The sequence below is a fragment of the Haloarcula nitratireducens genome, assembly GCF_019599505.1.
In genome coordinates this window covers 88,559-104,071 of sequence record NZ_RKLT01000009.1, presented here as the reverse complement: position 1 = coordinate 104,071, position 15,513 = coordinate 88,559, and the positions used below count along the sequence as shown (strand labels likewise).

Genomic DNA, 15,513 nt, shown 5'->3' with positions numbered 1-15,513 from the left:
TTCTCGACTAGAATATTTCTGAAAATGCCGAGATTTATTCTCAGCACGACCTGGGCGAGGACCACGGAGTCAAACTCCAATAGCAGTTCGCGCAACCGCGTTTTGTAGCGCCCTGACGGGTGCGGGCGCTCGAAAGTGAGTGCTCGCGGAGAACAACATGAAGACTCCAGAGACAACGACCGTATTCGCGGGTGTCGACGACCGAACAGATGCAGACCTCCCGACGTGGTATGCACAGAGAAAGACAGCCGACTCACCGGTTTCGTTCGCCGAGGCGATTCGCACCGTCCCACGGGCGGTGGAGACGACGGTAGCCTACACCAACCCCTACACCGACGAGTGGATACCGACTAACCGGTTCAACGCTGTCGTCGACCCGGAACGCCTCGACCGACAGGCACGCGGTGAGGAGACCGATCCGCTCTTTCACGTCCCGACGGACAGCTATTCGATCATCAATCCCGTCGAGGTGTACGGCCCGCTCGAAGACGTCCTTCGGGAGGAGTCACTCGATGGGCACCCGCTCGGTGACGTCGTCTTCGGCGAGATTCGGCAGTACCGCGGCGGTGGTGAGGTCCACATGGATGTCCTCTTCGATGGCCTCTCGGTGACGCTCCCGGGACGAAGCGAGCCGATAACGATGGGTGTCACGTCGGGCTATGACTTCTTCGGCGGCCACGCCGTCTACGTCGAGGGCTTCGCCCGCGATAGCTACTGTGCGAACTCGATTCGGCAGTTGACCGACCGCGAGACGGTCAAGCACGTCGGCGATGTGAGCGACTTCCAAGGCTGGTGGGAAGGGATTCTCGGGCAGCTCGGATTGGTCGCAGACGACTTGCTCGCGTTCATCGAAGACGCGGGCAACATTACCGTCGACTTCACTGAGGTGCCCTTCGACGTCTCGGAGTTCTACGAACTGCTCGGCTTTCCCTCCTATCTCGCCGACCGGGCGGCGAACGACGCCCGTGCGGAAGCTCCTGATCCCTTCGACATCGATATGTGGACGCTTCACTCCGGAGCGACGTACGCGCTGACGCACTTCTTCACGGGGAAAGAAGGCGCGGCACTCGATGGGTACGTTCGGACGGCCAACGACATCCTGTTCAACCCCGAAGCGACGATTCGGGCGGTCGAACGGAACTACGAGCAACGAGCTAACGCTGATACTGATGGAGACGGACAGACCGGGCTGGAGAGTCAGGTCGCACTCGCCCAGATCGAACGCGTCGGCCGTGACGTCCGCGAGAAAGCCACCCAGTTCGAGACGCGCGAGGCGACGCTCAGAGATCGCTTTGCCAGCGCGCAGGAATAAATTCCAGAGAACGTATCGTCGGCTCTGTTGAACTCCTATTCTTTAGACAGTATTTCACATGAAACAGCCGTTAGTCAGAGCTACGGAGTGACCGATAGTATTCACACGACGAGTGGGCCGAGCGGAGCGAGGGTCGGCCATTTCCGCCCATGTTTTCCAAGTCGAGCGGACCCAGAGATCCCGCTGTCTGCGTGTGGGCTTTGAAACCAGCTCGCGCGGTTTGAGGGAGCGGCGCCCTCTCGCGACCCTGCGAACGGCGCGAAGCGGCGTGAGCAGAGGTACCGAATCTGCGGCTGACTGCCTGTACCGGCAAAGACTGAAGGCCGCTGCAATAGTAAGCTACACTATGTCAAAGCAGATGAACACCGTCGTCTCGGGTGACGAGTCGAAGATTCACGACGAGCCCCACATTCGGGACCGGCGAATCACCGTGAGCCACATCCATGCGCTGGTCGAAGAACGCGGCCTCGACGCGCAGACGGTTGCGGACCGCTTTGACCTTACCATTTCGGACGTCTACCACGCACTGGCGTACTACCATGATCACCCCGAGGAGATGCGGATGGTCGAAGAACACCGTCGAGAGCTTCATGACGCCGCAGAAGCGGACCCAGGAATCATCACCGGCCCTGAAGATCTGCCGGGCGCGTAGCCATGCAGGTGTCGTTTCTGCTTGACGAGAACATCGCGGCGCCGCTGGCTGACAAACTCGACAAAGCAGGCCACGACGTAGAGCGTGTCGTCGACGTGAGCGAGTTGGGCGAAGGCGTCGATGACACCACGATTCGTCGGTACGCCGTCCAAGCGGGTCGTCTCATCGTCACCAGCGACGACGACTTCGTCCAGATGCCGGCTGACGTACATAGTGGTGTATTCTACAGGCGGAGCAGGGCGAGTGCCTCGGGGCTTGACCCCGAGGGTGAAGCCCGTCAAAGGTTTAACTTACCACGCCTCGTACTGTGGATTAACGGCCGTGACGGACAGTAAAGACCTTACTGTGAAACGGTCGTTCGGAGGGTTGGAAATGCGACTCCTCTCAAAACCGCCCATTGGGCGTGAGACGGGAGTTGTCGGGGGCTGGTGGAGGCCCCGACCCTCACGGACACCACCAGGGTGTTCGGGTGTTAATTCCAGCCGACTTCGAGAGAAGAAGGGCGAGGGGAATTAAATTCGCCTGCGTCCATTCGTCCGTTTCTGGACGACATGGACAAAACGGTGACGCCTCGGGGCTTGCCCCCGAGGTACTTCACTCCGAGACGGTGCTTGCGGAAATGAAACGGCTGCTGGACAGCGGTGAAAACGAGCAGGTGCTCGTCCTGTTCCTCGAAGAAATCGCCCACTCCACGCCGGAGGAAATCAACGCGCAACGCTCCGCCCCGGACTGGCAGGACCTTGTGGACGCGGCACACGTCTGGCCCCGCAGCTTAGCGGCGGTCGGCGAGTACGAGTTTGATGCTGCGCGGTTCGTTGATATGACGACGCCGACGTTGTTGTTGTCCGGCAGCGAGAGCCCTCCACTCTTGAAAGATGCGACGGGCCCGATCAACGACGCACTCCCTAACAGCCGGATCGTTACCTTCGATGGGCATGCACACGAGGCGATGCTCACCGGGCCGGACCGCTTCGTCGAAGAGGTACTTGCATTCATCCGTACGGAAAGCTAACGACTGGCGGTTGATCAGCTGTCATTTCCAGCGTTCGTTCAATACGCACCCCTAACGAACGGCTGTTTCACGCGAGAAAGTGGATGAAGAACGAATTTCGAGTAGGAGATCGGGATGCAATCCGCAGCTTTGAGTCGTTCAGTCAGACGACTCATCTTGGTCAAGTGCCTCGCGAAGTCCTTCGGGGACCAGCGAGCCGGACCGCTCCGCGTGCACGGCGACGTTCTCGTATGCCTGGTCGAAATGTTTCTGTTTGGAGCTGGTGCCTTCGTGGTGCTCTGCATACCGTGCTAGCTCGTCCGCGATTATCTGGAGGTCGTCCTCGGCTTCGATCATATCAAGTGTTACCGCCAGTTGCTCGAGGGCCTTGATCCCAGCCTGTCGTACGCGCCCATCATCGTCCATCAGGGCCATGCTATAGCAGCCGAACAGTCGCATGCGTTGCCAGGCAGCATCTTCGAGCGTCCACTCGCCCGGCAACGCCTCATCGGTAGCCTCCATGCCAACGGTTTGGAGTTCGAGACGCGGGTACAGCGCGGCTTCGAAACGAACCACAGACTGCCGTTGGTACCCATCACCGTTTTCGAACAGGTCCTGGCACCGGTCCAAGCAGTCCTCGAACAGTGCAGCTCGGTCCGCAGGATCTAGCTCTTTGACTTCGTCGATTGCTTGATTTACACGCGCTGTGTCGCCCGACGACAGCGCCGCAGCGAACGCTTCAGGCGTCTGTTCCATGGTTGGCGCTTCGCAGGCGACCTGTGTAAGGGCTGCGCTGGGTTCATTAACGGCGGTTCGAGGACTACCTCGATGATATGGTACTTCGCAGAATCATACTTTGAAGTATGATACTTTAGAGTATCATTTAGAGTCTATGTACACTAAGCGGTTACAGAGGCAACTCTCACCGAACTAGCTCTCAACGGGCACCTTTATCCATGGCGGGATTTAAAGTCTATGTACACTGAGCGGCTATGGAGTCAACAAACGACGAGGGGACTCAACGGAAGAGCCTGTCGACGCGTGAGTCGCAGGCGCTGTCACGGCTCGCAAGCGAGAACCGACAGGTCATCACGATTAGTGACATCGCCGACGTCCTTGACATCCCACGGAAATCGGCGAAGGATATGGCGTATGCGCTCAAGGAGAAGGGCTGGCTTGAGCGGATCGCGCACGGGAAGTATCTGATTCTGCCGCTCGCTGCGGGCGAGAACGCCGTGTATACCGAGCACGAGTTCGTGATCGCGTCTGCGCTGGTGGAGCCGATGTATATCGGGTACTGGAGCGCGATGAATCACCACGGGCTTACCGAGCAGCTGTCCCGGACGGTGTACATCGTGACGACAGAGCGCGCCCGGGAGCGTGAAATCCACGGAGTCACGTACCGTCCGGTGACGGTCACAGAGCAGAAGTTCTTCGGGTATCAACCGACGGCGGTCGGGTCGAACCAGGTGAATTTGTCGAGTGTAGAAAAGACGCTGGTCGATTGCGCCGATCATCCGGAGTTCTGCGGGGGGGTTAGCGAACTTGCGACGGCAATGCAGAATGCTGTCGACACGCGTTGTTCGTGGGACCGGGTCGTCGAATACCTGCGGCGAGTTGGGAACGGTGCCGCAACGAAACGACTCGTGTATCTCGCCGACCAGTTAGACATCGACCTTCCGGAGTACCGGGACCTCGTCGAGAACTTCACGACTGGGTACCCGCTGCTCGATCCGACACGAGAAGCGACGGGGACCAGGGACAGCACGTATCAACTGCGTCTGAACGTCGCCCCCGAATCGTTCCTTCCGAATGAGTTCTCATGATATCCGACGCGCAACTTCGACGGCTGGCTAGAGAGCTAGATGTCCGCCTCGGCTACGCGGAGAAGAACTACGTCAATTCGTGGATCCTGTGGGCGATCTACACGAGTCCGTACGGAGACAACCTCCTGTTCAAGGGCGGAACCGCGCTTAGCAAGTTGTACTTCCCGGAGACGTGGCGCTACTCGGAAGATCTCGATTTCGGTGTCGAGGGGGCGTACCGCGGGGGTGAAGAAGAGTTGCAAGAAGCAGTAAAAGACGCGGCCAGAGCTTCCGGTATCGACTTCGAGGTGATCAAATACCGAGAACTGCAGAGAGATGAGTATCCGACGCACTACGTCGATATCGACATCCAGTACACCGCCGTTCTCGGCCACAAGAATACGACGAGTCTTGACGTGATGATCGACGAACACGTTGCGTTCGCCTCGGTAGACCATCTCCATAGCTACGAGGATGTCCCCGAATTCGAGTTGACCGCGTACAGCCTTGAAGAAATCTTCGCGGAAAAGCTGCGAGCGCTGTATCAGCGGTCACAGGCTCGTGACTACTACGATCTCTATCGGATGATTACCGAGTCCGACATCGATGACTCGGTTATCGTTCCAGCATTCACGCGGAAGTGCGAACACGACGGGCTGGACATCGACCTCCGAGACGGACTTCCCCGCGAGAAACGGGAGGAACTTCGTGAGGGCTGGCAGAATACGCTCCCAGATTTGGTCGCCGATCTCCCCGAGTTCGGCTCAGTGTATGACACACTCGAAAACTACATCGGTTCGCTAGTTGATGAATACCAACCTTAGTCTTGGAGGTGGGAACAGCGTGGCCGGACTCTCGGGCGTGCTCACTCTCGCTTACAGAGGTTCAAGGAGAAAGCCCACGACTTCAGTCGTGGGAGGAAGTCAGATCGACACCTCTGTCACTTGTTGTCACCGAGAATCGCAACATAGCATTCCCACCAAGTTTTCTTCTGTAACGACTCTTCAAAGACGCTACGGATTGGGCAGTACGTAACATAGGGTGCACGGGGGTAAATGTCACGGCTAATTATCCCGCTGAAAACACTTATGCCGATAATGAAATAAGAGATCGCCGCAGATGAACGTGTGAGCGAAGCTGTCCTCGCGAGTGTCAGTAGCTTCGAGTCGACTGCCATTACTGACCTGCCGTTGCTCTACGAGACGATAGATCCTGACTCGCTGGAGGCGATACTCACTTCGCACGCGGACATGTGTGTCTCGTTTGACTACAGTGACTCTCGAATCGAAATCTATGACGATGAGTTTCTCATAGTCGAAGCTACCTGATCGACGAGTTCCGATTGCACCTAAATCGTCAGTGCAGGGGAACAGTATAGCGAAAAAGTCGCAACATCTCTGACTCTCGTCAGAAAAGTCGTGCCCGAGATAGGGCATTGTATTCAGGAACCTGCCTCTTTGAGTGGACATGAGGCTCATAATACCCTAATCAGTTTGAACCGGAACTGCTTGACATCCTCCTCCGCGTAAACGCGGAGGAATCCCGAGCGGTGGGAGTTTCAGGTTTGTAGTCCAATTGGCAGACTACCACACCTTTCGGGCACGAGTAGTCCCACAGCGTCGGTGTAGTGGACTGCTGGCCATGCCAAGTGGCCGTTACCCCTCTCCTTGACCGTGTACGGCGTCCCCGTGTTGTTTTTGCCACAGGGACGCCAGCAGGCGTCACTGGAGTCAGGGGTATCGTGATGTTTGCTTTGAGCAGTCGGCACGTCGGCACACCCTTCGAGGATGTGACGTTCACCGACTACCCTTTTGGATACTGCCTCGTTACGTGGGCGGACAGGCCGCCTCCGAAGGACGGTTCGGAATCCGCTCCGTTCCGACCGATTCCTACCCGTTGCTATGGTTGCCTGTCACTTAAACGCCGGTATTCTGAAACTCAGAGAGTTGTCGAACGTGGATTCTCGCCCAGGTGACGGCGCGTATCCACGCCGTGAACGGCGTGGTATTGCGCCTGTTCAGCGTATAATTTCCCGGACTCAGACAATTACTTCCTAGGGGAGAGGACCCCATGATTATTGATGTTTCAGTCATATTTGAATTCACGATGAATACTGATTCTCGGGTCTCATCCGGAATTGATGGTCTGGATACACTACTTCACGGAGGATTTGTCCCCAACCGCACGTATATGGTTCGTGGACGGTCCGGAACGGGAAAGACCATCCTCGGATATCATTTTCTCGCTGAGGGAATCAACAACGAAGAGAACGTTCTGTATATCACCTTCGAGGAGCCGGCAGCCGAGATGATTGAGAACGCAGAGACTCTCGGATTCGACTTCTCGGAGATACCTATACTCGACCTGAGTCCAACGGGCGGTGAGTTCATCGACGAGGAGTCGTACTCTGTGCTACTGCCGAGCGAGGTCGAGGGACAATCGACGAAGTCAGCCATCACCGAAGCCGTCGAGAAGCACCGACCCAACCGTGTCGTCATCGACCCCCTCTCACAGTTACGCCATCTCTCTCCGGACGAGTACCAGTTCAACCAGACGGCCGCTTCGCTGATGCGTTATCTGAAGGATACAGGGGCGACGACGCTCTTCACGAGCCAACCGGACGCGGAGCAGGCCGATGAAGGGCTTCAGTATCTCTGTAACGGCTCGATAACTATTTCGCGGACCGATGAAGGTCGGTTCCTCAAAATCGAAAAGCTTCGCGGGTCAGACTTCCAGAGCGGCACCCACGCACTCCGCATTGACGAGGGGCAAGGAATCCGTCTCTTCCCCAAAATCCGTCCAGAGAACCATCACCACGAGTCAGCGTTCGAGACGGTGTCGTCGGACGTTGAGTCACTCGACGCGTTACTCGGTGGCGGCCTCGAACGAGGGAGCATCACGCTCATTTCGGGTCCAAGCGGTGTCGGCAAGTCGACAACTGCTACAACGCTGGCCAAGGCCTTCACCGCCCGGAACGAGCGAGCGGCTCTCTACCTATTCGAAGAGAGCGAAGAGAGTTTCAAACATCGGTCAGCGGCCGTTGGTCTTCCGGTCAGTGAACACATCGAGTCGGGTGAAATGGTTGTCGACGCCGTCGAACCACTGACGCTGTCTGCCGACGAGTTCGCCGACCGAGTCCGAACCGAGGTTGAACAGAACGACACGAAGTTCGTGCTCATCGACGGGACTGCCGGTTACGAACTGAGCCTCCATGCGGAGGGAAGCGACCTCCGCAAGGAACTCCATGCGTTGGCACGCTATCTCCGAAACGTCGGCGTGACGGTGGTGATAACCGATGAGATACAGGATGTCACAGGTGGTTTCCGGGCCTCGGATAGCCACGTCAGCTATCTCGCGGATAACATCTTGTTCCTCCGATATATCGAGGTTCGTGGTGACATACAGAAGGCTGCCGGTGTCCTGAAGAAGCGATTCGGGTCGTTCGAGTCTACCTTGCGTTCGTTCCGCATAGACAGCGACGGGATTCACATCGGGGAACCCCTGGACAACCTTCGGGGAGTCCTGACCGGGACACCAACATGGGAGGGCGAAACATAATCGTGAGCGACGAGGAGTCATTTTTCGGTGAGGAAAAGAGGCCCGGTACATCGAACGGTAGTGACCGAATTCTCCTCCTCGTCCAAGGCCAACGCAACCGAAACCTGCTCGACGACCTGCTTGACGATTATGAGGTAGTCGTGGCGGCCCCAGATGCCGACGAACCGCTCCCCAAGTTCGACCTCTGTATTATCGGCGAAGCGAGCTACCGTGCGGTCGCCGACACGCTTCGGGACCGAAAAGAGAAGACAGGAGACCGGTACCTACCGGTGCTCCTGCTGGTTGGAGAGCGCGGAGCGCGCGAGATCGCTCAGCGGTTACGCGGAGTGGCCGACGATACGCTCCATATTCCAGCGACAGAAGCCGTCGTCAGGTCGCGTGTCGAGTCACTCCTCCGGACCCGTCGCCAGTCACTCCAACTCGCGCTGTACCGGCGGGCGATGGACGAGGCGACGACCGGAATCACCATCGCAGAGGCTGAGAGCGACCAGCCGCTGATCTACGCCAACGACGCGTTCGTGGAGCTGACCGGGTACGACCGCGAGGAGATGCTGGGTCGCAACTGTCGTTTCTTGCAGGGCGAGGCGACCGAACCGGAGCCTGTCCAGCAACTCCACGAGGCCATCGACGCGGGTGAGGCGGTGCGCGCCGAACTCAGAAATTACCGGAAAGATGGAACCGAATTCTGGAACGACCTCGAAATCTCTCCCGTCTACGACGACACAGGGGAGCTCACCCACTACATCGGCTTCCAGTCTGATATCACGGCTCGGCGCGTGGCCGAAGAGCGATTGCGCGAGGAGACCGAGACGCTCGAACGACTGCTAGAGGCCAGCCCGGTCGGCATTACCGTGCTCGATACCGATGGACAGATTGTCCGCGCGAACGCGGCGGCGGAGGAGGTCCTCGGGCTAGAGCGGTCAGATGCGCTCGGCCGGGCGTTCGACGAACCAAGCTGGGAGATTGTCGGAGAGGACGGTGAGCCGGTCGACAGCGCAGACCTTCCGTTCAGCCAAGTGATGGCGACGGGTGAGACCGTCCGAGATTACGAACACGGTATCGCCGAGGAAGGCGAGACACGCTGGCTCTCTATCAACGCCGCCCCCCTGACCGACGAGTCGGGCGAGCGAATCGGCGTTATCACGACCATCGAGGACATCACCGAACGGCGAGCACAGGAGCGTGAACGGGAACGCCTGGTCGATCTCCTCGACCAGACGCAGGCTATCGCCGACATCGGCGGTTGGGAAATCGACATCGATGAGGGTGATGCTGAGTTCACCAAGGGACTCGCCGAACTGCTCGGTGTCTGGCCGCAAACCGAGTTTGACCTCGATGAGGCGTTCGGGTTCTACCATCCGGCGGACGAACCGGAGGTCCGTGATGTATTCGAAGAGATGGTGGCAACCGGTGAACCACAGGAGCTTGACTGTCGCATCCAGACAGCGTCCGGCGAGACCCGATGGACACACGTTCGAGGTGAACCACACCAGTCCGAGTCCTCCGTTTATCGGGGTACTATTCAGGATATCACCGAGCGCAGGGAACGCGAGCGGGAACTCAAAGAGACGAAAGACCTGCTCCAGTCCGTATTCGACGCCTCGCCTATCGGGATACTCGCAGTGGACGAGGCTGGCATCACACAGCTGTGGAATAAGGGGTGTGAGCGCATCTTCGGCTGGTCGGAAGATGAGGCCCTTGGCGAACCGCTCCCGAACGTTCCAGCGGAGAAGCAAGCGGAGTTCGACGAACTGCGAAACGAGGTGATAGCGGGAGCAGAACCGGTCATTGGCTACGAGACGGTTCGCCAGCGAAAAGATGGGTCACTCATCGACGTGGCACTCACGACGGCCCCGCTGCGGGACAGCAACGACGAGATCAGCGGCGTAGTCGGCCTCCTTGAGGATATCACCGACCGGAAAGAGCGTCAGCAGGAGCTCAAGCGGTACGAGCGTATCGTTGAGACGACGAGTGACCTGATTTACACACTTGACGAAGACCTGACGTTCACATCGTTCAACACAGCGATGGCTCAGTTTGTGGGACTACCGGAAGACACCATCACCGGCGAGCATCTCTCCACTGTGTTCGAGGCTGACCATACCGAAGCGCTAGCGGACGCGAAGACGAAGCTCCTCGCCGAAGAGATGACGGAGACGACGGTGGAGACGACGCTCGTCGACCACAGGGGCCAGAAGCGACAGGTCCAGACGACCGTCTCCGTAGGTTTCCCCGACCAAACGGTCGAAGAATTAGTCTGTGTCAGCCGTGACATCACTGAGTTACAGGAACGTAAACGTCGACTATCCGTATTCGACCGAGTGCTCCGGCACAACCTCCGGAACAAGATGATCGTCATCCAGGGGTGGACGGACCCCCTCACTGATGACCCGACTAAGGAGGAAGCATCGGACGCCGCCGCCAAGATTCGGGAAGCTAGCGACGACCTGCTTGAACTCTCTAAGCTTGCCAGAGAGTTCGATACGGTATCGGACCCCGGCGCGTCTGACTTCGTCACGACCATGGATGTGGCGAAGCACGTCGACGAGGTCGCATCGGAGGCGGAGCTGAGTTATCCGACGGCGTCGATCTCGGTTGCGACACCGCCCGTCGCGGAGGCAACGGTCTACGAGGCGTTCGAACTGGCCGTGAACGAGCTTGTTGACAACGCGGTGAAACACGGAGGGAGCCGACCCGCGGTCGCCCTTACGGTCACAATCGACGACGAGTCGGATGCTGTAGTTGTTCGTGTCGCCGACGACGGGCCGGGGATTCCTGCCCTCGAACAACGGTCGGTCGCCGCTGGGCGAGAGTCACCACTCCAGCACACGAACGGACTCGGACTGTGGTTCGTGCGGTGGATGGCGACGAACAGCGGTGGCTCGATGCGTATCGAGGATAACGAACCGACAGGGACGGTCATCGAACTTCGATTCTTGCGGCGGTGACACAACCTTCCAGTCCACGAAAGAATAGCTGCATTAAAGGCGTGCTGTATTCGCTATAGGATTTTCTCGCTTAGCCTCAATATTACTGTTTGATGTTTAGTGGTGGGCTCACAGCGGTAACAGCGCGGAAGCCCACGAGTGTACTCGTGGGAGGAAGCGCGGAAACTCTGTGCGACAATCCACATCGCAGTATCATGGTTGAGTTCTGGGCAAGAACCCTTTTGATACGTTTTCACCAATAACGGTTGATGGCAGATAGCCCCGATATTATTGTACTCTATGTCAATGACAATACGGAGCTTCTGGAGTTAGTTAGTAGACAACTGACGAACGAGAGTGACCGTCTCAGTGTAGTAACAGCGGAGTCTGCTGACCGAGGACGGGAGATACTTGATTCAAGAACAGTTGATTGCATTCTTTCCGACTACCACATGCCCGATCGAACCGGCATTGATTTTCTCAGAGGCGTCCGCGAAGACTACCCTGACATTCCGTTCCTGCTCTTTACCGAAACTGGGAATGAGACGGTTGCAAGCGAGAGTATCGAAGCTGGCGTCACGGACTACGTCATTCAGGAGGTTATCGGGAATCAAGCACCGTTGCTCGTCAATAAGATTGTCACGTATGTTGAGCACCGCCGTTCACAGCAAGCAATCAAGGAAACTAACGAACAGTTACGAGAAATCGTCAGTGTCGCTGATCAAGCCTTCTGGGTGTTCTCGCCAGATTGGTCGGAATTGCGGTTCATCAACGATGGTCATGAGGCGATTTTTGGGCAGTCTATCGAAAAGGTCAGGGCCGAGCCACAGTCGTTTCTCGACCAAGTACATCCGGGAGATATCGACCGCGTTACCCTTGCAATGGAGCGTGCTTCGGCCGGTCAACCACAACTTGTCCAGTATCGTGCCAACAAGTCCGACACGGTCGAAATATGGGTCGAATCGCGGTGTAAACCCATCACCGATCAGTCGGGAAATGTCGTCTCCTTAATTGGTATAACGCGGGATATCACCGACCGGAAGATGAACCAGCAGGAACTGGTCGAAAAAATCGACCAACTGGAAGAATTTACATCGACCGTTGCACATGATCTTCGAAACCCGCTCAACGTCGCTGATGGAAACATCCGTATGGCGGCGATGGAGTACGAGAGCGGACAGTTGGAGACGGCACTTGAGGCAGTCAGTCGCATGGACACACTCATCGAGGAACTGCTCACACTCGCGAAAGACGGTGAGTTGATCGGCAACCGAGATCACATCGAATTTGCCGAGGTGGTAACGACGAGCTATGAGAACGTCCGTGCGCCGGGGAGTTCGCTCGAAGTTACTGGCAGTATGCTCTTAGACTGTGATTCGGCCCGGCTTTCACAAGCGTTCGAGAACATCATTCGGAATGCCGTCGAACACGGTTCCAGTGATGTATCGCTCACTGCAGGCGTGCTTTCGAGGGGGCGGGGAGTGTACATTGAGGACGATGGACCGGGGATTTCAGTAGCAAAGCGTGATCGTATTTTCGACAAAGGGTACACAACACATGAAGACGGGAGTGGGTTCGGATTGGCAATTGTCGACCGGATTATCTCCGGGCATGGCTGGGAAATTAACGCCATGGAAAGCGAGACTGGCGGGGCACGTTTCGAGGTGCGCGTGGCTGACTGAGTGGTTACCGAGTGGGGGATTTCGTTGTGTTGTCGGCAGCGCTGCTCGCAACGGGTGTTATCCAGATATGAGAGAGATTGAAGGCTCAAAGCGGGTTTGAGCGTTCCCTATAACTTTATGAACTGGAAACCTCTCTCCGCTCGTGAAACGACGCACGTACCTTACATCGGTATGTGCTGCTGGGGTCGCCGCAACAGCAGGTTGTAGTACAGTCAGGGGTAGCAAAACACTCTCTGAACCGACTGTGAGTACGGAATCAAGCGGGAGGAAAGCTCTCATTTTCACAGAGAACGACCAGGAAGTAGGTCACTTGGGTGTTGACGGAAGCGTTACATCCGAACGTATCGACCTCTCGACGGAGATCTGGCATCGAAAGGGGACGAACGTGGAATCCATCAAGCTGAGAGTCTGGATGCCCGAGACAGCAACGGAATCCCCCGCAGAGGTCGCTGTCGTCTCGCCGGTGGAAGGGGATAGCTCTCCACCACCATCGATAGCACTCTATACGCCTGATCAGGTCCCCGGAACAGTTATCGAAATCACTGATTTAGACGACCTCGCAGATGAAACGATCAGCACGCTAAATCTCATCGTCATTCCGGGTTCGCAAGCGGCTACACGCCTCACTATCCACGCAATCATCGAACTCTCGGGCGGGACCCTCAGTAGTAACTACACACTGGATGGCGAACTCCAGTTGACGTATCCAGAGCTCACCGATAAGTGACGAAATAGCCCTTCTCTGGTCGAAGATCAGTTACCACCACGCAATTCGCAACCCTGGCTAACGGTCGTTTCACGCGAGAAAGTAGATGAAGAACGAATTTCGAGTAGGAGGTCGGGATGCAATTCGCAGCCGTGAGTCGTTCAGTCAGACGACTCATCCTGGTCAAGTGACTCACGAAGCCCTTCGGGAACCAGTGAGGAAAAGGGGCTTAGCGCCAAGTTCTATTTGAAGGTTGGCTATAAATCAGGTACTGAAAACCAGTCGAACCGGGAACAGAGTTTACAAATGACTTTATATAAATATCTGTCACTATCCAGTCCAATGTCATCTGAACCCTGTCATCCCAACAACGCACCGCGGGTAGACCAGCTATTCGAACTGCTCAGCCATACGCTTCGTCGCGAAATTATCCTCTTCTTCGAGAACGACGCCGATTCACAGACAGCTACTGTCGATGACCTGGTCTCGCATCTTGCGGGTCGAGTCCCGACAGTGAATGAGGATGACCTCGAAATCAAGCTCACCCATGTTCACCTCCCGAAGCTAGCCGGCGTCGGCTGGCTCGACTACGATCGGCGCACCGAGACGGTCCGATACTACGGCCACGACCATGCAGAGAGGTGGCTGGAAGATCTTTGTACCGCCTTCTGAACCGAGATAGAACACTAGTGATCGCTCTCTCGTCCGTTCAAGGAGACTAACTCACTCGCTTGTTAGAGCTGGAGTTTTCGATTGGACCACTGTTCTATCCACTAACAAAGATAGTCGTGACCGATCCTATTGCATAGCGGCCCTATGGATTCGAACGGACACTGTCAGGAAGACTCGGGACGCGGTCTCGAAGCTCCTGAAGACAAGTTTCGAGAATTGCCATCGGATTCGAATCTGTGAAGGGTGCAGATTCACGATGCGATGCTGACCATGTTTTATGGTCTACTTGGAAGTGGCTCGGCCCCAGGTTCTCATGGGTTTCGTCCTGATGCCATCCGCATGACCACTGCGTCCCTGGTTCATTATATTGGATACGGAACTCATCGCGTTCGGAATGTGGACGCCACTCAAATTCAAGCGTCGCTTCGCCAGCATCCAGATTCTGGTCAAAAAAGACCGTGCAATCGAGTGTCGCCACGAGACGGACTGGACGCATTGGACTCGGGTCAGGATCCACAGCCGTTACACCACTTTCTCGTCGAAGTCGATTTGCGACGCGTTTGTGGACCTCATAGCGGTGGAGATGCGTGTCGCCAGGAATCGGTGAGTGTCCCATTTGCTGTCACCGAGTCAATTAGCAGATGTGAGCTGCGTATCGCGAGTGGCCTCGATCGTGTCGTAGAGCTGAATTGCCTGCTTGATGAGCATGGCCTGGTGCTCATAGTAGTCCCAATCTTCTGCATCGTGTCGCCGCTGTTTGCGTTCGGCTGCTGGAATATCATCACCGACAGTCGCCCGGAGCTCGTCAGCAGACTCGACATCATATGTCGCCTTCCACTCGTCGATATCGTCACGGATGGCATCTAATTCAGCCGTAAGGTCGTCTTTTTGCTGTTCGTTGATGAGGTCACGAATCTGATCGAAATACTGGGTGACAGGGTCTGGATAGTAGCAGGTCTCGCGGCCACGCTGGATCGTCGTGAGTTTGTCTGCCTCAACGAGTTGATTGAGATACTTTTCGGCCGTATTGCGGGCAATACCAGCAGCATCAGCTATCTCACCTGCATTTTTCGGCTCGCGAACAGTCATCGCAACCTCCCGAATCCGGGTGAGCTTTGCCGTATGGTCCGTGGTTCCAGAGTCGCTCATACACGTACTCGGCCCTCCATCGACATTAGTATTTTGCAATGTGATTCAAAATACTGAAT

Annotated in this window: 14 protein-coding genes; 12 read left to right on the top strand and 2 right to left on the bottom strand. The window is 56.6% G+C overall.

Annotated elements, in window-relative coordinates; translation table 11 throughout:
* Positions 1-157 precede the first annotated feature (157 nt).
* The 4 genes from EGH23_RS17675 (at position 158) to EGH23_RS17660 (ending at position 2,976) form a co-directional block, all read left to right on the top strand.
* On the top strand, positions 158-1,312 hold the full coding sequence (locus tag EGH23_RS17675) for a hypothetical protein (RefSeq protein ID WP_220581301.1): 1,155 nt from the start codon (positions 158-160) through the stop codon (positions 1,310-1,312).
* A gap of 346 nt (positions 1,313-1,658) precedes the next feature.
* Positions 1,659-1,964 (top strand): DUF433 domain-containing protein, encoded by a 306-nt coding sequence (locus EGH23_RS17670; RefSeq protein ID WP_220581300.1) that lies wholly within the window; start codon positions 1,659-1,661, stop codon positions 1,962-1,964.
* A 2-nt stretch (positions 1,965-1,966) separates the two neighbouring features.
* Positions 1,967-2,299 carry a DUF5615 family PIN-like protein gene (locus EGH23_RS17665; RefSeq protein ID WP_220581299.1) on the top strand — a complete coding sequence of 111 codons (333 nt, stop codon included), beginning with the start codon at positions 1,967-1,969 and terminating at the stop codon, positions 2,297-2,299.
* A gap of 284 nt (positions 2,300-2,583) precedes the next feature.
* Entirely contained in the window at positions 2,584-2,976 is a 393-nt protein-coding gene (locus EGH23_RS17660; protein WP_220581298.1) for an alpha/beta fold hydrolase, read from the top strand.
* Between the two features lie 138 nt (positions 2,977-3,114).
* Here the strand turns inward: EGH23_RS17660 and EGH23_RS17655 are convergent, their stop codons facing one another.
* A complete protein-coding gene (locus EGH23_RS17655) occupies positions 3,115-3,711 on the bottom strand; it encodes a hypothetical protein (protein WP_220581297.1) in 597 nt (198 codons plus the stop codon).
* A 236-nt stretch (positions 3,712-3,947) separates the two neighbouring features.
* Between EGH23_RS17655 and EGH23_RS17650 the strand changes: the two genes are divergently transcribed.
* The 8 genes from EGH23_RS17650 to EGH23_RS17615 all read left to right on the top strand — a co-directional run bounded on the left by EGH23_RS17650 (position 3,948) and on the right by EGH23_RS17615 (position 14,305).
* The gene (locus tag EGH23_RS17650; protein ID WP_220581296.1) at positions 3,948-4,781 is read left to right on the top strand and encodes a type IV toxin-antitoxin system AbiEi family antitoxin domain-containing protein; all 834 of its coding nucleotides are present in this window, start codon (positions 3,948-3,950) and stop codon (positions 4,779-4,781) included.
* Complete coding sequence (locus EGH23_RS17645) at positions 4,778-5,584, top strand: nucleotidyl transferase AbiEii/AbiGii toxin family protein (protein ID WP_220581295.1); 807 nt, start codon at positions 4,778-4,780, stop codon at positions 5,582-5,584. The genes EGH23_RS17650 and EGH23_RS17645 overlap by 4 nt, the downstream gene beginning before the upstream one ends.
* A 303-nt stretch (positions 5,585-5,887) precedes the next feature.
* A complete protein-coding gene (locus EGH23_RS17640) occupies positions 5,888-6,088 on the top strand; it encodes a HalOD1 output domain-containing protein (RefSeq protein ID WP_220581294.1) in 201 nt (66 codons plus the stop codon).
* 742 nt (positions 6,089-6,830) lie between these two features.
* Complete coding sequence (locus EGH23_RS17635; RefSeq protein WP_220581293.1) at positions 6,831-8,318, top strand: ATPase domain-containing protein; 1,488 nt, start codon at positions 6,831-6,833, stop codon at positions 8,316-8,318.
* A 2-nt stretch (positions 8,319-8,320) separates the two neighbouring features.
* Positions 8,321-11,266 (top strand): PAS domain-containing sensor histidine kinase, encoded by a 2,946-nt coding sequence (locus tag EGH23_RS17630; RefSeq protein WP_220581292.1) that lies wholly within the window; start codon positions 8,321-8,323, stop codon positions 11,264-11,266.
* Positions 11,267-11,514: 248 nt separating this feature from the next.
* Positions 11,515-12,927, top strand: coding sequence for a sensor histidine kinase (locus EGH23_RS17625; RefSeq protein WP_220581291.1), 1,413 nt, complete (start codon positions 11,515-11,517; stop codon positions 12,925-12,927).
* A gap of 142 nt (positions 12,928-13,069) precedes the next feature.
* Positions 13,070-13,654, top strand: coding sequence for a DUF8121 family protein (locus tag EGH23_RS17620; RefSeq protein ID WP_483867119.1), 585 nt, complete (start codon positions 13,070-13,072; stop codon positions 13,652-13,654).
* A gap of 321 nt (positions 13,655-13,975) precedes the next feature.
* Entirely contained in the window at positions 13,976-14,305 is a 330-nt protein-coding gene (locus EGH23_RS17615; protein WP_220581290.1) for a DUF7344 domain-containing protein, read from the top strand.
* 630 nt (positions 14,306-14,935) lie between these two features.
* Here the strand turns inward: EGH23_RS17615 and EGH23_RS17610 are convergent.
* Entirely contained in the window at positions 14,936-15,454 is a 519-nt protein-coding gene (locus EGH23_RS17610; RefSeq protein ID WP_220581289.1) for an ArsR/SmtB family transcription factor, read from the bottom strand.
* Between the last annotated feature and the right edge of the window lie 59 nt (positions 15,455-15,513).